Annotated in this window: 16 protein-coding genes and 1 pseudogene; 15 read left to right on the top strand and 2 right to left on the bottom strand. The window is 69.1% G+C overall.

Annotation, left to right across the window (positions count from 1 at the left end):
* Positions 1-42: 42 nt before the first annotated feature.
* A complete protein-coding gene (locus AB0L65_RS50065) occupies positions 43-1,020 on the top strand; it encodes a LysR family transcriptional regulator (protein ID WP_364261880.1) in 978 nt (325 codons plus the stop codon).
* A gap of 316 nt (positions 1,021-1,336) precedes the next feature.
* Here the strand turns inward: AB0L65_RS50065 and AB0L65_RS50060 are convergent, their stop codons facing one another.
* On the bottom strand, positions 1,337-3,733 hold the full coding sequence (locus AB0L65_RS50060; protein WP_364261877.1) for a hypothetical protein: 2,397 nt from the start codon (positions 3,731-3,733) through the stop codon (positions 1,337-1,339).
* A 215-nt stretch (positions 3,734-3,948) separates the two neighbouring features.
* On the opposite strand from AB0L65_RS50060, the gene AB0L65_RS50055 reads away from it, so the two are divergent.
* The 3 genes from AB0L65_RS50055 to AB0L65_RS50045 all read left to right on the top strand — a co-directional run bounded on the left by AB0L65_RS50055 (position 3,949) and on the right by AB0L65_RS50045 (position 6,472).
* On the top strand, positions 3,949-4,941 hold the full coding sequence (locus tag AB0L65_RS50055) for an NADPH:quinone oxidoreductase family protein (protein ID WP_364261874.1): 993 nt from the start codon (positions 3,949-3,951) through the stop codon (positions 4,939-4,941).
* Between the two features lie 68 nt (positions 4,942-5,009).
* Positions 5,010-5,351: an EthD family reductase gene (locus AB0L65_RS50050; RefSeq protein WP_364261871.1), complete on the top strand. Its 342-nt coding sequence runs from the start codon at positions 5,010-5,012 to the stop codon at positions 5,349-5,351.
* A 125-nt stretch (positions 5,352-5,476) separates the two neighbouring features.
* On the top strand, positions 5,477-6,472 hold the full coding sequence (locus AB0L65_RS50045; RefSeq protein ID WP_364261869.1) for an RNA polymerase subunit sigma-70: 996 nt from the start codon (positions 5,477-5,479) through the stop codon (positions 6,470-6,472).
* An 82-nt stretch (positions 6,473-6,554) separates the two neighbouring features.
* Here AB0L65_RS50045 and AB0L65_RS50040 read toward each other — a convergent pair whose 3' ends face one another.
* On the bottom strand, positions 6,555-7,529 hold the full coding sequence (locus AB0L65_RS50040; RefSeq protein WP_364261866.1) for a LysR family transcriptional regulator: 975 nt from the start codon (positions 7,527-7,529) through the stop codon (positions 6,555-6,557).
* A 109-nt stretch (positions 7,530-7,638) separates the two neighbouring features.
* Here AB0L65_RS50040 and AB0L65_RS50035 point away from each other — a divergent pair, with 109 nt between their 5' ends.
* From AB0L65_RS50035 to AB0L65_RS49985, 11 genes and pseudogenes are all read left to right on the top strand, one after another.
* A complete protein-coding gene (locus AB0L65_RS50035) occupies positions 7,639-8,262 on the top strand; it encodes a LysE family translocator (protein WP_364261863.1) in 624 nt (207 codons plus the stop codon).
* 201 nt (positions 8,263-8,463) lie between these two features.
* Positions 8,464-9,153, top strand: a complete 690-nt coding sequence (locus AB0L65_RS50030; RefSeq protein ID WP_364261860.1) for an alpha/beta hydrolase — start codon at positions 8,464-8,466, stop codon at positions 9,151-9,153.
* Positions 9,154-9,251: 98 nt separating this feature from the next.
* Positions 9,252-9,500, top strand: a pseudogene (locus AB0L65_RS50025) (IS5/IS1182 family transposase); the annotation flags it as partial.
* Positions 9,501-9,982: 482 nt separating this feature from the next.
* Complete coding sequence (locus tag AB0L65_RS50020) at positions 9,983-11,287, top strand: helix-turn-helix domain-containing protein (RefSeq protein WP_364261857.1); 1,305 nt, start codon at positions 9,983-9,985, stop codon at positions 11,285-11,287.
* 10 nt (positions 11,288-11,297) lie between these two features.
* Positions 11,298-12,626, top strand: coding sequence for an extracellular solute-binding protein (locus tag AB0L65_RS50015; RefSeq protein WP_364261854.1), 1,329 nt, complete (start codon positions 11,298-11,300; stop codon positions 12,624-12,626).
* A gap of 2 nt (positions 12,627-12,628) precedes the next feature.
* The gene (locus AB0L65_RS50010; RefSeq protein WP_364261851.1) at positions 12,629-13,534 is read left to right on the top strand and encodes a sugar ABC transporter permease; all 906 of its coding nucleotides are present in this window, start codon (positions 12,629-12,631) and stop codon (positions 13,532-13,534) included.
* Entirely contained in the window at positions 13,531-14,424 is an 894-nt protein-coding gene (locus AB0L65_RS50005; protein WP_364261848.1) for a carbohydrate ABC transporter permease, read from the top strand. The genes AB0L65_RS50010 and AB0L65_RS50005 overlap by 4 nt, the downstream gene beginning before the upstream one ends.
* Positions 14,425-14,427: 3 nt before the next feature.
* Positions 14,428-15,519 carry an ABC transporter ATP-binding protein gene (locus tag AB0L65_RS50000; protein ID WP_364261845.1) on the top strand — a complete coding sequence of 364 codons (1,092 nt, stop codon included), beginning with the start codon at positions 14,428-14,430 and terminating at the stop codon, positions 15,517-15,519.
* A gap of 27 nt (positions 15,520-15,546) precedes the next feature.
* Entirely contained in the window at positions 15,547-16,473 is a 927-nt protein-coding gene (locus AB0L65_RS49995) for an acetylxylan esterase (protein ID WP_364261842.1), read from the top strand.
* 4 nt (positions 16,474-16,477) lie between these two features.
* A complete protein-coding gene (locus tag AB0L65_RS49990) occupies positions 16,478-17,323 on the top strand; it encodes an acetylxylan esterase (protein WP_364261839.1) in 846 nt (281 codons plus the stop codon).
* Positions 17,320-18,459 carry a hypothetical protein gene (locus tag AB0L65_RS49985; RefSeq protein ID WP_364261836.1) on the top strand — a complete coding sequence of 380 codons (1,140 nt, stop codon included), beginning with the start codon at positions 17,320-17,322 and terminating at the stop codon, positions 18,457-18,459. The genes AB0L65_RS49990 and AB0L65_RS49985 overlap by 4 nt, the downstream gene beginning before the upstream one ends.
* The last annotated feature ends 38 nt before the right edge of the window (positions 18,460-18,497 follow it).

The following is an 18,497-nucleotide window of genomic DNA, read 5'->3' as shown; positions in this document are numbered from 1 at the left end:
ACGTTGGGTGTAGGTACTCCTAATCGGGCATAACATCGCGTTATGCAGCTGGAGATCCGCCACCTCCGGGTTGTCGCGGCGATCGCCGAGTCCGGCAGCATCAGCCGAGCCTCGGCCGTGCTCGGCCACAGCCAGCCGGCCGTCACCGCGCAGTTGCAGCGGATCGAGCGCGCGCTCGGCGGGAGGCTCTTCGCCCGCGACGGAACCGGCGCCAAGCCCACGGCGTTGGGTGCCATGGTCCTGTCCCATGCCCAGGGCATCATCGCGTTGCACGACGATCTGATGCGCGACGTGCAACGCCGTGACGCCGACAGCGACCTGGCGACGCTCAGGCTCGGCGCCACGGCCGGGCCGATGGCCGCCGGCCTGATGACGGTCAGCCGCCGGTTGCTGCCGGAGGCCGAGGTGTCCCTGCACGTGAGCGACGCGGACGAGGAACTGGTCGAACTGCTCGCCGAATCCCGGCTGGAGATCGGGCTGAGCGTCGACTATCCGGGCTACGAGCTGCCGGTGCCCGAAGGGCTGAGCGAAGCGGTGCTGGCCGTCGAGCCCGTCTTCGTCGTCCTGTCGAAGGACCACCCGCTCGCGGCCGAACCCGAGGTGCCGCTGGCCGCGCTGGCCGGCGAGCGCTGGCTGCCGGGAGTCGGCAAGGACATCAGGATGCGGGCGATGTTCCGGGACACCTGCCGCCGCGCGGGGTTCGTGCCGCGGCGCATCCAGCGCACCGACGCCAGCCTGGTGTTCTCCCTGATCAGCCAGGGGCACGGAGTGTCCCTGTGCAGGGCGATCACGGCCGAGCGCGAGAACGTGGTGGTCAGGCCACTGGCCGGCGACCCGATGTGGGTACGGGAGCGGCTCCTGTGGTCGGCGGGCTCGCCGGTCGCCGAGCACGTACCGGGTATCCGTGACGTGCTCGCCGCGGCGTACCGGGAGCAGGCGGAGGCGATGCCGGCCTACCAGGCGTGGCAGCGCAGCCGCCGCCGGTCCTTGTCGGAGCTCGACGTGGAGCCCTTCGCCTAGCGAGCACCGCGAGCTCGCGGCGTGTGCACGTCCTGGGCGTGACCGCGAACCCGACCGGCGCTTGGAGCCACACCAGTCCCGCTCGCAGCGACCACCCGATCATGACGATCGCACCGTCCTACCGCTGGAGGTAACGGCTCCGGCACCGCCCGTTGCGCATGTATGCCGCATACATCGAGAGCGGGGGCGGCCGTTGCGAGACGAGAGGATCAGGATTCACGGCCTGCGCAACATGCTCACAGAGTCCCCGAGTGTTCGGTCGTCCGCACGGGGAAGACGAGGTCAGTATCACCCTTGCGGCGCTCACCCACGGACCCTAAGGCCACCAGCGATAGATGTCGTGCACGGCTCTTCGATACTCGCATTCGGCCAGGGGGCCGCCGAGGTCCCGGGCGACGCTCGTCAGGGCGGCCGAGCCTGGGGGATCCTGATGGCCGTACTTCTCGAGCGCCGTACGGACGATCCCGATCACCACGGTGCGGCCCGCGCCGCGCCGCCATGCGCGCTGAGCCCGGCGCAGCAGGATTTGCCCGTCCTCGTCCCATCTGCGGTCCAGAACCGGCACCGGGACATACGCGAACAGGACCGGACGGGCCGCCTCATCGGGGAGCGAGGCCAGCGCCTCGTCCTGGTCAGCCCGGAAGCCGCGTTGGCGGAAAGACAATTCCTCGGCGAGCAGCGCGGCACGGCGTCCGATCGGGACGCGGCGTGCGACGTGGATCATGCCCTGCCGATTTTTGCGAGCCATGGCCTCGGCCTCGCGCAGGACCGCGCGACGTTCGGCGGAGGGCAGCCGGTCGGCGAGGGCGGCGAGCGCGGCAGCCTGGTAATGGGGACGTTCGGTGAGCTTTCGGGCGATGTCCAGGCCGCGGTCGACCGCGAGGCCGGACAGGTGCTCGGCGACACCGAGCAGGGTGCGGCCCAGGTATCCCGGGCGGTTCAGTTCCTGGAGCTCGTTCAGTGCTCTGACCATGAGCTCTTCAGACAGGAGTGGTGCCATTCTCGCAAGCTGACCGTGGAAATAGTTCTCGTAGCCGACGTCCTCGAGCCGGATGTCCAAAGCCTCGGCCATGGCCGCGTGGCGCCGTCGTCCGGTCAGGAGTTCGGCAATGGCGAGGAGGCCGTGGAATCTCTGGTCCTCGTCGTCGACCGCGCGAATCAGGTCGAGAGTCTCGGCGAGCACCTCCTCGGCCTCATCGGGGGACAGCCAGGTGGAGATCTCCATGAGAAGCCGCGCGCGGTCGTCCCAGTCTCTTGTGCCGTCGTCGACGTCGTAGGCGGGCAGCGACCGTGTGATCGTCAGCGCCTCGGCCAGCACGGCGTGCCGTCGGTGGGCGGGCAGCGGTTCGAGCATTTCGGTGAGCACCCACGCGCCGTAGGGCGGTTCGGTGATCTCACGCGACGCGGTGTGTGCCTCGGCGAGCACGGCGGCCTGCTCTTCGAGTGGAAGCAGTTCGGCGAGCTGGATCAGGACGCGGGCCCGGACCAGCGGATCGGCGATGTCGCGCGCCGCCGTCAGGGCGGCGGTCGACAGCGGGGCGCGATCCCGCGCGGGTACGCGCTCGGCCGCGTGCATCAGGAGCTCGGCGCGGTCCCACGAGTCGGTCGGGAGGTCGGCCAGCGCCGCCGGGCGTTCCGCCGTGGGCAGCAGGGCCAGCAGTTCGCCCCAACGCCACAGCCTCACCTCGGCCTGAGGATCGATCGCGGCGACGGCGGCGCGCAGCGCGGTCAGCGTCTCCGGCCGGTCCTGGTCCGGGAGCCGGGGGATCAGCGCGGACAGCACGTGGGCCCGGTCGCGTCCGTCCGCCAACTCCGTCGCGGCGGGCAGGGCCGCACGCGCCAGTGCGGGCGGAAGGTGCGGAGCCAGCGCCGCCAGGGCCTGGTCACGGCGACAGTCCAGGGGCAGCGCCACCGCCAGCGCGACCGCCCGTCCCAGCAGCTCGGGCGGCAGGTGCGGGGCGAGCTCCTCCAGTTGATGACTCACGTACCACGGGTCGTCGTTTTCCAGGACGGTCAGTACGTGGGCGAACTCATCCGCCTTCAGTCGCGGCCACACCTCGCGGAGCACGTTCGGGAATCCCGGGTGGAGCAGTTCGTGCAGCACCTGCTGCCGCTCCTCGGCCGGCAGGTGAGGCAGCAGGGCGGACAGGTACTCGGCGCGCCGCTCGTGACCGTCTTCGCGCCGCGCGGCGGTCAGCGCCCGCGTGACGTCCCAGATCCCGGCTTCGACCAGCATCGGGGGCAGCTCGTCGTAGGTTCGGGTCCCCGTGAACCGCGCGCAGACCGCCATCAATGCGTAACGCATCTCCAACCCGAGCGAGGGGGCCGTTCGACCGGCGGCGATGGCGACGTCGGTGGCCTTGCGGGCCAGACGCCGCGCGAGCTCCAAGTCGGCGAGGTAGCCGTCGGCCTGGCCGACGCGGTCGCGGGCGTCGAACCACGTGTTCACCGCGCCGGCCCGTCCCGGAGAGGGACGCTCGCAGGCCAGCAGCCGGTGCACGTCCTCGTCACGGCCCGCCGCGGCCAAATGCCGAACCAGATGCCGCAAACCGTACTCGTCCTCCTCGTCCGAGGCGGCGCCCAGCAGCGGCAGCCCGGAGGCCAACCCACCCCACCGGTCCAGCATCTCGTCGGCGATGCGACCGTGCTCGGAGGCGTCAGCCTTGTCCCCGTCGGCGGCCGCCGTCCGGCCCGGGGGAATCTCTGGTGCCACGCCCGACGATGTTAATGATCACGCGTCGGCCGGACCAGCGGTTTACCCTCAGCCATGGTGAAAGGGAGCGCGGCGCAGGTTCGCGGCCACGCACCGGCGACGAAGGGGTCGATTCCTTCTTGTGGTGGCCGGGGTCTACATGGTGAGAGGCGCGGCCCGCGTAACGGGCCGGTCGGTCTCTCTCATGTACGCCGAGAAAGAAGGACTGATCGCCGATGAGCGTTCCCGCGACCATGCGCGCGCTGCAGCAGACTTCCCTCAACGGCCCGCAGGACATGCGTCTGATCACCGACGCGCCGGTGCCGAGCCCCGGCCAGGGCGAGGTCCTGATCCGCGTCACCGCCGCCGGGGTCAACTTCGCCGACCTCTCGAAGGCCCACGGCACGTTCCTGGACGGCCCGCGGCCACCGTACGTGGCGGGTTTCGAGGCCGCCGGTGAGGTCGTCGCGGTGGGCGAGGCGGTGACCGGCCCGCAACCGGGGGCCCGTGTCGTCGGCGTCGGAGACGGCGCTTTCGCCGAGTACGTGGTCCTGCCCGCGGCTGCGGCGGTGCCGGTGCCTTCGGGCTGGACGGAGCAGCAGGCGCTCGGTTTGGTCGTGAACTGGCCCACCGCGCTGGCCGCGCTCAAGCCTCTGGGCGGCATCGCCGCCGGGCACGTTGTGCTGATCCACGCCGCGGCGGGCGGGACCGGCCAGGCTGCGGTGAGAATCGCCAAGCACTACGGTGCGACGGTCATCGCCACCGCCTCGCCGGGCAAGCACGAGACGGTGCTGGCACTGGGAGCCGACCACGTTCTGGACTCCCTCGGCGGCGACCTCGCCGCCGAGGTGACGGAGCTGACCGGCGGTTCCGGCGTCGATGTGGTTCTGGAGTCGGCCGGCGGCGTCACCTTCGCCGCCAGCCTGGCCGTGGCCAAGCGGGTCACCGGCCGGGTCGTCGTCTACGGCGTGGCAGGCGGCGAAGCCCCGATCACCAACTGGGAGCTGGTGTACAAGCACCAGGTCCACGTCATCGGCCTCAATATCGGCGTGCTGATCCAGGCCGCGCCGCAGATCTTCGGCGAGCTCATGGGTGAGCTGTCCGCGCTGGTCGCGGCCGGCGTGCTCGCCCCCAGCCTGCCCACCGTGTACGAACTGGCCGACGGCCCGAAAGCGCTGACGGAACTGGAAGCCAGGGCCACCGTCGGCAAACTGGCCCTGTTGCCTTGAGGAAGCCCCCCTTGTACCGAGCCGGTGACGCCGCACACCGGAAGTTTCCCTGACAGGAGTTGAAACAGATGACTGCAACCGTGGACCCGGCCGCCAAGCAGGCGGCGCGATTCGTCGTGATGTACGACGCCCCCTCCGACGTCGACGCGTTCGAACGTCACTACAACGATGTCCACATCCCGTTGGCGAAACAGTATCCGGGCCTGCGTCGTTACACGCGCAGTCATGAGCCGGCAGCCGTGATCGGCGAGCCGTGCTACATGGTCGTGATGCTGGACTGGGACGATATGGCTGCGCTGGAAGCCGCGCTCGGGTCCGAGATCGGCCGGCGCACCGCCGAGGACGCCGTGGCGAACCTGGCCCGATACGCGACCTTCCGCGGCATGATCCTTCAGCTCGACGAGGTCTGATCGCAGATGCCGCCTTTCCGAGAAAGTACCCGCGTCGTCGAAAGTGGCCGAGGCGGAGCCTGGCGTTGCCGGCGGCATCGCCACGTGGACCACGCTCAGACGTGTGGCAGCACTAGGCTCGCGGCGTGACGTCGCAGCTGCGGGTGGCACCGAATCGAGACCGGTTCACCACCGAGACTGAGCGGTTTCGCCGGGAGTTGCTGGCGCACTGCTACCGCATGGTCGGCTCGGCGCACGACGCCGAGGACTTGGTGCAGGAGAGCTATCTGCGGGCGTGGCGGTCCTACTCCGGATTCGAGGGCCGGGCGTCGATTCGGTCCTGGCTCTACAAGATCGCCACCAACGTCTGCCTGACAGCGTTGAAGCCGCGCCAGATCCGGGTGCTGCCCTCAGGTCTGACAGGCTCGTACGACGGGCCCGATCGCCCGCCGAGTCCCGTTGCACCGGGCGAGGTGTCGTGGCTGGAACCGCTGCCGGACGCATGGATCGCCCCGCCCGCCGACGATCCGGCCGCGGTGGTGGTCGAACGCGAGTCGTTGCGGCTGGCGCTCATTGTGAGCCTGCAGTACCTGCCCGCCCGCCAACGTGCGATCCTCATCCTGCGCGAGGTGCTGGCGTTCTCGGCGGCCGAGACCGCGGAGATCCTCGACACCACCACGGCGGCGGTCAAGAGCGGTCTGCAGCGGGCCCGTGCCCGGCTGGACGAACTGCAGCCGGAGCCCGCGGAGCTGCTCGAACCGACCGACCCGCGGGCACGCGCGCTGCTCGACGGCTACATCGCGGCCTTCGAGCGCTCCGACGCCGGCCTGCTGGAACAGGTGCTGCGCACGGACGCCACGCTGGAGGCGACGCCATTCCGCGACTGGCAGGCGGGCCGGGCGAGGTGCATCCACATGCTCGACGCGTACGTGCTGGGCACACCGGGCGACTGGCGGATGATCGCGACCACCGCCAACGGCCAGCCCGCCGCCGTCGTGTACCACCGGGATGCGGACGGCGTTCTCCGAGCCGACGGCGCCGTGGTGCTGGCCCCCACCGCCACCGGCGTCTCCCGCGTGATCAAGTTCCACGATCCCGCGCTGGCCGCGACGTTCGGCTTCCCGGAGGTGCTCGCGCACTGACCCGCCAAAGGGTACAGCCGAGCCGGCTGCCGGCGTCGATGGTCGGTCGGACCAGGCGGTGCCGATTCAGAACCGCGGGCTTTCAGACTCCGTGCGGTGAGTTCGATGAGCGTTGGGTTTCTCGCAGGGGAGCCTCCCAGGTGGCGGTGATGTCGCGGGCGACATCACGCAGGAGGTCGATGAGCATGTCTGCGAGCGGGGTGAGGCTGGCGTCGGTTTTGGTCACGGCGTAGAGCCGGCGGTAGGGCCGGGGGTGGGCCAGTTCGCGATGGGTGGTGCCAGGCGCGTGGGTCAGGGCCAGGCGCGAGACCAGGGACACTGCGATGCCTGTGCCGACGAGGGCCTGGGCGACGTCGTAGGACTCGGTCTCGAACCGCACGGTGGGAGTGAAGCCGGCCTCGCGGGCGGCGTCGTGGAACTGTTCGCGGGCGGCATGGCCGGCCAGGATGGAGACCCACGATTCGTCGCGCAGTTGTTCCAGGTGAAGTTCGGTGTCCGCGGGCTGCCCGGTGGCCAGTGGGTGGTCATCGGGGAGAACCACGACCATCGGGTCCAACAGGAGCGAGTGGGCCCGTAGGTGTGGGGGCGGCGCGAGCGGTGTGCCCCAGGACGCGACGATGGCCACGTCCAGGCGGCCCGCGCTGATCTCGTCCGCTCCGCGTCCGGACACCACGTCCACGACCGAGACGTCGGCGTCCGGATGGCGGTGCCGCAGGGCCGTCAGGGCGGGTGGCAGCAGGTGCAGGGCAGCCGCCTGGAACGTCCCGATCCGCAGACGGAGCGAGAGGTGGCCGAGCAGTGCGGCCAGTTCCGCCTCGGCCCTGTCCGATGCCTCCTCCACAGTTCGACCGTGGGAGGCGAGCAGCGCACCGGCCGCGGTGAGCGTCGCTCCGCGAGGACCACGGATGACCAGGGGCACCTGCCAGTCGCGCTCGGCCTTGGCCACCTGCTGGGTGACCGCCGCGGGCGTGAGTCGGAGTGCGTGAGCCGCAGCCGTCAGGGAGCCGTGCCGCTCGATCAACGCGAGAAGCCGCAGCTGTCCCGGATCCACCAGCATTCACTAATCCTAACGCTGCACCCTTCTCTTTTAACTTCTCTTAGGGGCGCGAGACAGGAAGCCTGGTGGTGCACCCATCGGCCGCAATCCCCGGGAGGGGTTCTTTCCCATGCCCACGCATGTGCCCGTTTTCATCGCCACCACCTTGCTGCTGGCGATGCTGCCAGGCGCGAGTCAAGCCCTGATGATCCGGCAGGTTCTGGAAGGCGGCCGACGTACGCTCCGAGGCACGCTCGCGGGCAATGCCAGCGGCTTCCTGCTGTGGTCCACGGCCGCCGCGGCCGGGCTGTCCGCCGTCCTGCTGGCCAGCCCCACCGCGTACGCGGTGCTCCGGATCGCAGGCGGCATCGTGCTGATGATCCTCGGGGTGAAGACGCTACGGACCGCGCTCACCACCGGCTCCACCCGCCCGCCCCGCGAGGGCGGGCGCAGCACTGGCTTCGCGGGCGGATACCTCACCGGCCTGATCACCAACCTCGGCAACCCCAAGGCGGGCGTGTTCGCCGTCTCGGTGCTGCCCCAGTTCGTGACCGCGGAAGGCCCGGTGTTCCTGTCGACCGTCGCCCTGGGAGCCCTGTGGGCGCTCGTCAGCGCCTCCTGGTACATGGCGCTCACCTGGGCCGTCAGCCGAGGGCGCGCTCTGGTATCGCAGCCGACCGTCCTGCGGGGACTCAGCGTGACCACCGGCGTCGTCCTGCTGGGGCTGGGCGCCGCGGTGGTAGCAGGTCTCTGAGGGCCCGAGGCCACGCGGGTGTAAGGAAAGGGGCCGTGCGCTGGGGTCAGTTTCTGGTCAGTGCCTATGCAGTACGCACTCATACGCTTCGGGCGTGAGTGACGAGGCGATGACCTGACCGGCGCTTGACGTCAGAGCGCACGGGTGGATGTCGAAGTCCAGTCACGTCTGCATCGAACAGGTAAGCAAGGAGGATGGGTCATGACGCCCACCGCGGTCAACGTCGTGCTCGTGCACGGCGCTTTCGTCGATGGATCGGGTTGGCAGGCGGTGTACGACCTGCTCAAGCGGGACGGCTACCGGGTCAGCGTTGTCCAGAACCCCACGCTGACGCTGGAGGGCGACGCCGAGGCCGTCCGGCAGATCTTGGACCGTCAGGACGGCCCGACCGTGCTCGTCGGGCATTCCTACGGCGGCTCGGTCATCAGTGAGGCCGGTACCCACTCGCGAGTTGCGGCACTTGTCTATGTCGCCGCGTTCGCGCCTGACAAGGGGGAATCCGTGCAGACGCTCATCGCCGACCCGCCGCCGGGCGCGCCGGCGCCGCCGATCGTGCCCCTGGGCGACGGGTTCCTCGTGCTCGACCGGGACAAGTTCCACGGCGCCTTCGCGGGTGACCTGCCCGCGGAGCAGGCTGCGTTCATGGCCGACTCGCAGGTGCCGTGGGGCGTCGGCGCGGTCGGCGGCGCCGTCACCGAACCTGCCTGGCGCTCCAAGCCCAGCTGGTACCTGGTGGCCACCGGTGACCAGACGATCCCGCCGCCGGCTCAGCGGGCGATGGCCGAGCGTGCGGGTGCCACGGTGATCGAAGTCGACGGCAGCCACGCCATCTACATCTCCCGGCCGGACGCCGTCGCCGAACTGATCAAGAAGGCGGCCGCCGGCGGCTGAGCGAACGGCCCGACAGCCGGTGGACACCCCGCCCGTGTCCACCGGCTGTCGTGGTTCCCGTGCTCACCTGCGTCGCGGCCGTGTAGGGCTCGAATATTCGATTGGCCCGCCAGGTACCTGGGGCCGCCGCGCTCGTCGCGGCGCACTGTCATGCCCACGACTGCGCCGACCTCGGCAAGCCGAAGATCGCCTGGGGCGATGAGGCAGTCGGCCTGCTGGCCCTCATCGCATGCCACGACGTCGAAGTGGCCGACGGCTCCGATGGCACCGGTGGACGGTGGCGGATTGCCCGCCGTGTCCCACCCGATCGGATCGTCTCCACCGCCGATCCCGAGGCCCGCCACGCCGCCGCCCCCGACCTGCTCGACCACGAGCGCGGCCCGCTGCAGATCCTGTTCGTCATCGACACGGGCGCCGGCACGGTCACCTGCCCCGCGGGGGCGCACCGTCCCGCTCGCCGCCCCGGCAGGCCGCTACCAGCAACGCCGCGCCACCTTCACCGGGTTATGCGCCGCCTGCCCCCTGCACGACCGCTGCACCACCGCCAAGACCATCCGGCCGCACCACGATCTGCGAGCCGCCGCCCGGCACCACCCCATAACCAGCGGACGGGCCAGCTTCTCAGGACGCCGCTCGCCGCCTGAAGCCTCCCATCGGCCCCCGTTGACCCGACCGCTACCCGTCCTTCGGTACACCATTGGCCCTCGGCGGCCGGCTTGTTGCCGGGGAATTTCTTTGGGCTGATCCCTTGACCTGGCCCCCGGGACGGGGGAGTTTGTCGGCATCGGACTTACGAGTCATTTCCGAACCTAGTTCGCAAAGGGGCGTCGTGGCGATTGTGATCGGAGTGGTGACCCACTCGACGCACAGGGAGCTGTTCTGGGAAGCCGCGAACACGCTCCGTGGGGTCGACCTGGAGTGGGTCAGCTACGACCACGAGGACGAGATCCGCGCCAAGGTCGCCGAGTTCCTGAGCACGACCCGGCTCGACGGCTTCCTGGCCGGCCCGGTCCCGTACACGGCCAGCCGCGAACTCCTCCCACCCGGCCTCCCGGTCGGTGTGATCCGCTCGTCGGCGCTCGACCTGACCCTCGCGCTCTATCGTGCCCAGGAGCGTGGCTGGGGTCGCACCCCGGTCAGCATCGACACCTTTCCCACCGAGGCGGTCGAGGCGGTCGCCACCGCGCTCGAACTCGACGCCGACGCCATCGACTGCCTGCCGTATGCCCCCACGCAATCCGTGGAGGACATCGTCGAGTTCCACCGTTCCGCGTACCACCGGTTCGGCGACCGCAGCTACGTGATCAGCGTCCGCGCCGCCGTCCGCGAGCAGCTGTCCGGCGAGATCCCGATCATGAGCGGCATGCCGGTGCCGGCGACGATCCGGACCGAGCTGCACGAGCTCGCGCTCCGGATCGAGTCCGAGCGAGCCAGCGCACAACGCTTCGCCGCCGGAGTCTTCCTGATCTCGCATTCGCAGGACGAGGAACGGGCCCGGATCGGCCTGATGAATCTGTTGCTCAACACCCCCGAGTTCGCCGGCGCGTGGATCGAGGACCGCGGCCGGCGCGGTGTCATCGTCTTCGCCCACAAGGCCTTGTTCGAGCGCATCACCCGCAACTGGGTCGCCGTGCCCGCGCTCGACGAGGCGGCCGCGGCGCTCGGTGCGCAGGTCTCGGCCGGGTTCGGCGTCGGCGCGTCCGCCCGCAACTGTGTGGCCCTGGCCGAAGAAGCGGCCGCCCGGGCCGAGCGGGAGAGCGGGCCATGCGGCTACCTGATCGAGGACAGCGGCGTGATCATCGGCCCGATGGGTCCGGTCCGGGCGGCGCTCAGCTACTCCTACCGCGAGCACGGCGACGACGTCGAACAGCTCGCGAAGTCCGTCGGCCTCAGTGCCGCGACCGTCTCCCGGTTGGCGGCACTGGACCACGAACTGGAAGGTCGCGCGATCTCGCCCGGTGAGCTCGCCGAGCATCTCGGCATCACGGATCAGAGCGGGCGCCGGCTGATCCGGACACTCGACGCCGGGGGCCTGGTGAGCGTCGAAGGCACTGCTCAGCACCATCCGAAAGGGCGCCCGACGCGTCTGTACCGCCTACGCATCGCCCAAGCACTACTGCGCCCATCGCGTTGAAGGGACAGCCATGGAGCTCAACCGCCGCCAGATCCTGAAGTACGCAGGCCTCGGCCTGGCCCTGCCCGCCGCATCGCCCCTGCTGGCCGCCTGCTCCAACGACAAGTCCGGAGGCACCGGCGACGGCAGCGTGAAGTTCGAGGGCTGGGACTACGAGGCCGCACTCGTCCAGCAGAACCTCGACAACTTCACCAAGACCAGCAACATCAAGGTCAACTACACCCCGATCACGAGCGCGCAGTACGTACAGAAGATCGTCGCCGAGTTCACCGGTGGCGGCGGCCCGGACGCCCTTTACGTGTACGACGATTCCCTCGCGGCCTGGGTCGAGGGGGACTATCTGCAGCCGCTCGACGGCATGGCCGGCGTCGACGAGGTGTACGACGCGATCTACCCGGGCAACGCGGCCGCGATGACGTACCAGGGCAAGCGCTACGGCCTGCCGTACTACACGGACTCCAACTGCCTGACCTACAACACCGACATCCTCGCCAAGGCCGGAATCAAGAAACCCCCTGCCAGCCTGGAGGAACTGGAGGCGCAGGCGATCAAGATCAAGAACGCCGGCCTCCTGCAGTACCCCATCGGTGTACCGGCGCAACTGTCCGACACCTGGTGGTCCTGGGTGTGGGCGCTGGTCTTCGGCAGCGGCGGCAACATGTTCGACGACCAGCAGGCGCCGATCATGAACACCACCGACACCGTGGTGAAGGACGTCTTCGCCTGGCTGCAGCAGGCGGCGAACAAGTCGAAGGTGATCGACCCGGCCTGCCTGCAGCTGCTGGCGGTCCCGATCGACAACGCGATGAAGGCGAACCGGTACGCGTACACGATCGGCGCGCGGTACGCGAGCCGCGACTACAACGACGCGACCAAGTCCAAGGCCGCGGGCAAGATCCGGATGGCGCTGATACCGAGCCTTGACGGTCAGGTGCACGGGACGGTCAGCAACACCCGGCTCTATGCGCTGGCCAAGGACACCGAGGTGAAGGACAACGCGTTCAAGCTGCTCACCTACCTGGGCGGACTCGACGCGGACAAGAAGCCGTACACCGCGAAGTTCTGGTTCCTGCAGCGCGGTCTCGGGTTCGCCTACAAGTCGATGGCGACCGACCCGGAGGTCACCGCATCGCTGAAGAAGTTCGCCGACCCGGCGATCTACGCCCACCTGGGCGAGATCGCCAAGCCGCGCAACGTGCTCGGCGTGCCGTGGTACACCGAGTTCGAAATCGAGCTGCACAAGGTCGTGCAGGGCGTGCTGAGCAACCAGACGCAGCCGTCCGCGGCGGTGGCGAGCTTGGCGCAGACCGTTGACACGCTGAAGAAGAAGTACAACTGAGGATGGCCGGCCTCGCCGAACGCCGGCCGCTGGGTGACAACGCCAAGGCCTGGGCGCTCAACGCGCCGGCCATGACCGTGATCGCCCTGCTGGTCGCCTACCCGATCGCGTACTCGTTCTGGGTCAGCCTGCAACGGAACAACCTGAAGCGCCCGCGGGCGAAGCAGTTCATCGGCTTCGACAACTACCAGGCCCTGCTCAGCGATCAGGCCTTCCTGTCCGCGCTGAAGGTGTCGGCCCTGTTCGTCCTCGTGGTGCTCGGGCTGACCGTCGTCCTCGCGCTGATCCTGGCGCTGGTGCTGAACGAGCGGTTCCGCGGCCGCGGTCTGCTGCTCAGCCTGGCTCTGCTGCCCTGGGCGATGCCGGGGGTGGTGAACGGCCTGATGTGGCGGACCATCTTCGACGCGAAGACCGGAGCCCTGAACGGTCTGCTGACGCAGCTCGGGCTGATCGACGGCTATCACGCCTGGCTGACGTCCGGGACCGGCGCGTTCCTGTTCACCGCACTGGCCCAGGTGTGGAACACGCTCCCGTTCTCGGTCATCATCCTGCTCGCCGGACTGTCAACAATCCCCTCAGAGCTGTACGACGCCGCCACGGTCGACCGAGCGGGTGCGGTGCAGCGGTTCGTCCAGGTGACGCTGCCGTGGTTGCTGCACCCCCTGCTGATCGTGCTGATTCTCGAGACGATGAACGCGTTCCGCGCCTTCGACACCATCTACGTGCTGACCGGTGGCGGACCGGGTGACGCGACCACCACCATCGCCCTGCTCGACGTGCAGACCGTCCTGACCTTCACCGACTTCGGCCTGGGCAGCGCCTACGCCTGGGTGATCACCGCGATCACCCTCCTGATCTCGGTCGGCTACATCGGCCTGCTCTACCGAAAGGGGAACTTCGAGGTATGAGCACCATGGTGAAGGTTCCCCTGCGCTACCGGATCCCCTGGAAGAAGATCGTCCTGTACGTGCTGGCGGTCGCGTTCGCGCTGTATCTGGTGTTGCCGTTCTACTGGATCGTCGCGATGAGTTTCATGCACGAGGTGGACGCGATCTCCGTGCCGCCGCACTGGATTCCGGTCAACCCGACATTGGAGAACTATCTCGGTTTCCTTCATCCGAGTGAGGCCCAGCAACTCGTCGGCGGCCGGGCGATCGACGAGACGCCGTACTCCCTGCGGAACAGCCTGATCGTCGCCACCTCGACGGCGGTCCTGAATCTTCTGCTGGCCACGTTCGCGGCGTACTCGTTCTCGCGGCTGAAGTTCCGCGGGAGTCAGGTGCTGCTGGTGCTCTACCTGCTCACCCGGATGGTGCCGGGGATCGCGATCATCATCCCGTTCTACCTGCTGATGCGGACGTTCGGGCTGCTGGACACCTACCTGGCGCTGATCCTCTCGTACACGACGTTCGCGCTGCCGATCACGATCTGGATCCTGAAGGACTTCTTCCGCTCGGTGCCGCGCGAGCTCGAGGAGGCGGCCCGGGTGGATCGGTGCGGCTGGTTCCGGGCCATGTGGTCGGTGTTCCTGCCGGTCGCGGCGCCGGGGCTGGTCGCGGCCGCGGTGTTCGCGTTCATGACCGCGTGGAACGAGTTCATGTTCGCGTTGTTCCTGACCAGCACGAAGGCGGCGAAGACGATCCCGGTGGTGGCGGCGAACTTCGCCACCGACTTCAACACCCAGTTCACCGTGATGGCCGCGGCGGGCGTGCTCGCGGTCGTCCCACCCCTGGCACTGGCCCTGCTCTTCCAGCGCAAGCTGGTCCAGGGCATGGCCGCCGGATCCGTGAAGGGCTGACAGATGGCAGAGGTTCGACTCGAAGGCGTCACCAAGTCGTTCGGCGGCAAGACCGCGGTGAAAGACCTGAATCTGACCATCGAGGATCAGGAGTTCCTCACCCTGGTCGGCCCGTCCGGTTGTGGAAAGTCGACAACCCTGCGAATGATCTGCGGCCTGGAACGGGCCTCCGAGGGCAACATCTTCTTCGACGGCAAGCCGGTCAGCTGGCTGCCGGCCAACAAGCGCGACGTCGCGATGGTGTTCCAGAGCTACGCGCTCTACCCGCACAAGACGGTCCGGCAGAACATCGGGTTCGCGCTGAAGATGATGCGGGTGCCCAAGGCGACGATCGCCGAGCAGGTGCTGCAGGCGGCCCGGACGCTGGACATCGAGGACCTGCTGGATCGCAAGCCGCGCGAGCTGTCCGGTGGCCAACGGCAACGAGTCGCGCTCGGTCGCGCGATCGTGCGGGACGCTGGCGCGTATCTGCTCGACGAGCCGCTGTCCAACCTGGACGCGCAGCTCCGGGTGCTGATGCGTGCGGAGATCAAGCGGCTGCACGTGGACGTCGCGCGGACGTTCATCTACGTCACCCACGACCAGGTCGAGGCGATGACGATGTCGGACCGGATCGCGGTGATGCGCGACGGCGTGGTCCAGCAGTGCGCGACGCCGGCGGAGATCTACGAACGCCCGGCGAACCGTTTCGTCGCGTCGTTCATGGGCTCGCCGCCGATGAACTTCGTCACCGGTGAGCTGGCCGACGTCGACGGCGTCCGGACCTTCCGCAGCGGCGCGTTGAGCCAGGAGCTGGGCCGGTACGACGTTTCGCCGGACGACCCGGCCGTCGTCCTGGGCGTCCGGCCGGAGGACGTGACGTTGTCGCCGACTCCGGTCGCGGGCTACCAGCCCGGGAAGGTGTTCGTGTCCGAGCCGCTCGGTCCGGACGTGCTCGTCACGGTCCGGATCGGCGGCGAGCTGCTGAAGGCCCGCGTCCCGGTGCCGTTCCGGCTGGGTCATGACAGCACGGTGTACGTCGGCTTCAACCAGGACCGCCTGCACTTGTTCAAGGCCTCCGACGGCACCGCGCTGCACGCGCCGCCGCGAGTGTAGGCACCGCCCCCATCGAGGAGAACGCTTTTGAGAGACCCCGAGAACGCGATCGTCGAGGTCGAGCTGCCGGACGACTTCGACGACTTCTGGGCGGCCGGCCTGGCGGACTGCGCGTCGTACCCGCTGGACCCGGTCCTCACCGCAATGCCGTCGCTGTCCACGGACAAGGTGATCGTCTACGATCTGCGCTACACCAGCTATGGCGGTCTGCGGATCGCAGGCTGGTACACCGTCCCGCGCGATCGGCCGGCCCCGCATCCGGCGTTGGTGACGATCCCCGGCTACATGTCCGAGCCGACGATCCCGAAGGAATGGTCCGAGCTCGGGTACGCCGCGCTCGCGGTGGCGCCGCGCGGAAAGCTGCGGTCGAACGACGTGTTCAACCCGGGCTACCCGGGATTGCTGACGCACAACATCGTCGACCACAACACGTACGGGTATCGCGGGTTCTACCTCGACGTGGTGCGTGCGGTCGAGGTGTTGCTCGATCGTCCGGAAGTCGACGATCTGCGGATCGGACTGCAGGGGTCGAGTCAGGGCGGTGGCCTCGGGATCTCGACGGCCGCGCTCATGCCGGACGTGATCCGGTGCGTCGCGGCGGGAGCGCCGTACCTGTGCGGAATCATGACCGCGCCGACACTGACCCGGTCGTATCCGTACGAGGAGATCAACGAGTACTTGCGGGTGCACCCGAAGGACGTCGACCGGGTGCGGGAGACGGTCGCGTACTACGACGGGCTCAACTTCGCGCCGAAGGTGCGGGCGCCGACGCTGCTGTACCTCGGGCTCGAGGACGACGTGTGCCCGCCGGAGACCGGGTTCGCGCTGCGGCGGGTGCTGACGTGTGAGACCACCTTGCACACCTACCCGCACTGCGCGCACCACGCCGGGCTGCCGGGCGTGATGCGGATCGTGGAGGACTTCCTTGCCGAACACCTCACCCCGGGATCGTGAACCGATGAACTTCGACAGCTACTGGTCCGCCGTCGACGAAGAGCTGACCGCGATCCCGGCCCGGCCCGTGCTCGACCTGGTGCCGGCGCGGACGACGGACGAGGCGACCAGCTACACCGTGCGGCTCACCAGCACCGGGCCGTACCGCGTCTTCGGTCGTCTCAGCATCCCGGCCGGTGACGGGCCGTTCCCCGCGCTCCTGCAGACGCCGCGCCACGGGAGCGTCAACGACATGCCGCACCCGAACGATCGGAGCCGGTACGTCGTGTTCGGCCTGGTGCACCGTGGTCAGCGGCTGGCCGACGAAGGGTTCTCGGCGGCGTACCCGGGATTGTTGACGATGGGCATCGACGACCCGGCGTCGTACATCTATCGCGGGATCGCGGCGGACTGCCTGCGGGCCGCGGAGTTCCTGATGAGCCTGGACGAGGTCGATCCGGCGCGGGTGGCCGTGCGTGGGAACGACCTGGCGGTGCTGACGGCGGCGCGGCGGCCCGGGTTCAGCGCGGTCCGGGTCTCGGAGTTGCTGTTCTACCGGGCGGCGGAGGCACGCCTGAAGTCGAGCCGCTATCCGCTCGAGGAGCTCAACGATCACCTGCGTGCCGGATCGTCGGCGCAGATTGTCGACAACACTCTCGCCTACTTCGATCCGGTCCGGCATGCGTCCGCGGTGACCGCCCGGACGTTGCTCGCCGTCGACGATCCCGACTGGTGTGCCGCACTGATCGAGGCGTTGCCCGCTGCGAGCGTCTACAAGCTGACCCACCTCGATGGCACCGACAACGACTTCCTGGATGCCTGGCTGGCCGAACTCTCCGGGGTGCCACCGATGTCGAAGTTCCTCGTATGACCAATCCGTTCGGGGTCCGGCCCGTCGTCAACGCCTCCGCGACACTCACCGCCCTGGGCGGCTCGCTGATGCCGCCTTCGGTGCTGAAGGCGATGACGGAGGGGGCGGCCCACTTCGTCGACCTGCCCGAACTCCACGACCACGTCGGTGAGCGCCTGGCCGCGCTCACCCGCAACGAGGCGGCCTGCGTGACGTCCGGTGCCGCGGCGGCGATCACCCTCACGGTCGCGTCGTGTGTCGGTGAGCCCGCGCAGGCGTTCCCGGCCGATGCCGAGGTCGTCATGTTCGCCGGCCAACGCAACGGCTACGACTACGCGGCCCGCCTGACCGGCGCCCGCATCGTCGAAGCCGGCCCGTCGGTCGAGGAGCTCCGGGCCGCGCTGGTACGACGCCCCGCCTGCGTACTGTGGTTCGCCGGCGCCCACTACGCGGCGGATGCCTTGCCGATCGAGGACGTGATCCGAGTCGCCCGGGAGCTCGCCTCGGCCGGCCCGACCCCCGCCGGTCCACCGGCTGTGCCGGTGATCGTGGATGCGGCGGCCCAGATTCCACCGGTCTCCTCGCTGTGGCGATTCACCACGGAGCTCGGTGCGGATGCCGTGATCTTCAGCGGTGGGAAAGGGCTGCGCGGACCGCAGTCCAGTGGGCTGGTGCTGGGGAAGCGGTGGATCGTCGACGGGTGCCGGGCGCATGCGTCGCCGAATCAGCAGATCGGGCGCGGGATGAAGGTCGGGAAGGAGGAGCTGCTCGGGCTGTACGCCGCGGTCGAGTGGACGTTGGAGCAGGACGAGGAGGCACTGCTCGCGGGCTATGAGCAGATGGTCGACCGGTGGATTGCCGGCTTGCGCGACGTTCCGGGTGTCGTTGCCGAGCGCGGGTACCCGAGTGAGGCGGGCCAGCCGCACGGGCGAGCCGTTGTCCGAGTGTTGACAACCAGCGGCTGGACCCGGGACGCGTTGGTGCAGGCTTTGTGGGACGGGGACCCGCGGATCGCGGTCGGGGTGTCCGGCGTACCCGACGACGCGATCGCGCTGAACCCGCAGACGATCGAGCCGGGGGAGGACCTGGTGGTTCTCGATGCACTGGTTCGGCACCTGAGCTCTGGATCGGCCGAGGAGGCGTCGAAGAGCCGATAATGCAATCAGGCCCCGCGTCGATCGTGGGGCGCGCGACG

Origin of the sequence: Nonomuraea sp. NPDC052116 (assembly GCF_040680035.1) — a bacterium.
Lineage (GTDB): Bacteria > Actinomycetota > Actinomycetes > Streptosporangiales > Streptosporangiaceae > Nonomuraea > Nonomuraea angiospora_A.
This window is presented reverse-complemented; position numbering and strand designations above follow the sequence as displayed.

Bases quoted from the DNA above. Each gene is read 5' to 3' on its own strand.
- AB0L65_RS50035 (WP_364261863.1), top strand. From the start codon at position 7,639: ATGCCCACGCATGTGCCCGTTTTCATCGCCACCACCTTGCTGCTGGCG.
- AB0L65_RS50050 (WP_364261871.1), top strand. From the start codon at position 5,010: ATGACTGCAACCGTGGACCCGGCCGCCAAGCAGGCGGCGCGATTCGTC.
- AB0L65_RS50065 (WP_364261880.1), top strand. From the start codon at position 43: ATGCAGCTGGAGATCCGCCACCTCCGGGTTGTCGCGGCGATCGCCGAG.
- AB0L65_RS50030 (WP_364261860.1), top strand. From the start codon at position 8,464: ATGACGCCCACCGCGGTCAACGTCGTGCTCGTGCACGGCGCTTTCGTC.
- AB0L65_RS50055 (WP_364261874.1), top strand. From the start codon at position 3,949: ATGAGCGTTCCCGCGACCATGCGCGCGCTGCAGCAGACTTCCCTCAAC.
- AB0L65_RS49985 (WP_364261836.1), top strand. From the start codon at position 17,320: ATGACCAATCCGTTCGGGGTCCGGCCCGTCGTCAACGCCTCCGCGACA.
- AB0L65_RS50005 (WP_364261848.1), top strand. From the start codon at position 13,531: ATGAGCACCATGGTGAAGGTTCCCCTGCGCTACCGGATCCCCTGGAAG.
- AB0L65_RS49990 (WP_364261839.1), top strand. From the start codon at position 16,478: ATGAACTTCGACAGCTACTGGTCCGCCGTCGACGAAGAGCTGACCGCG.
- AB0L65_RS50015 (WP_364261854.1), top strand. From the start codon at position 11,298: ATGGAGCTCAACCGCCGCCAGATCCTGAAGTACGCAGGCCTCGGCCTG.
- AB0L65_RS50040 (WP_364261866.1), bottom strand. From the start codon at position 7,529: ATGCTGGTGGATCCGGGACAGCTGCGGCTTCTCGCGTTGATCGAGCGG.
- AB0L65_RS50000 (WP_364261845.1), top strand. From the start codon at position 14,428: ATGGCAGAGGTTCGACTCGAAGGCGTCACCAAGTCGTTCGGCGGCAAG.
- AB0L65_RS50010 (WP_364261851.1), top strand. From the start codon at position 12,629: ATGGCCGGCCTCGCCGAACGCCGGCCGCTGGGTGACAACGCCAAGGCC.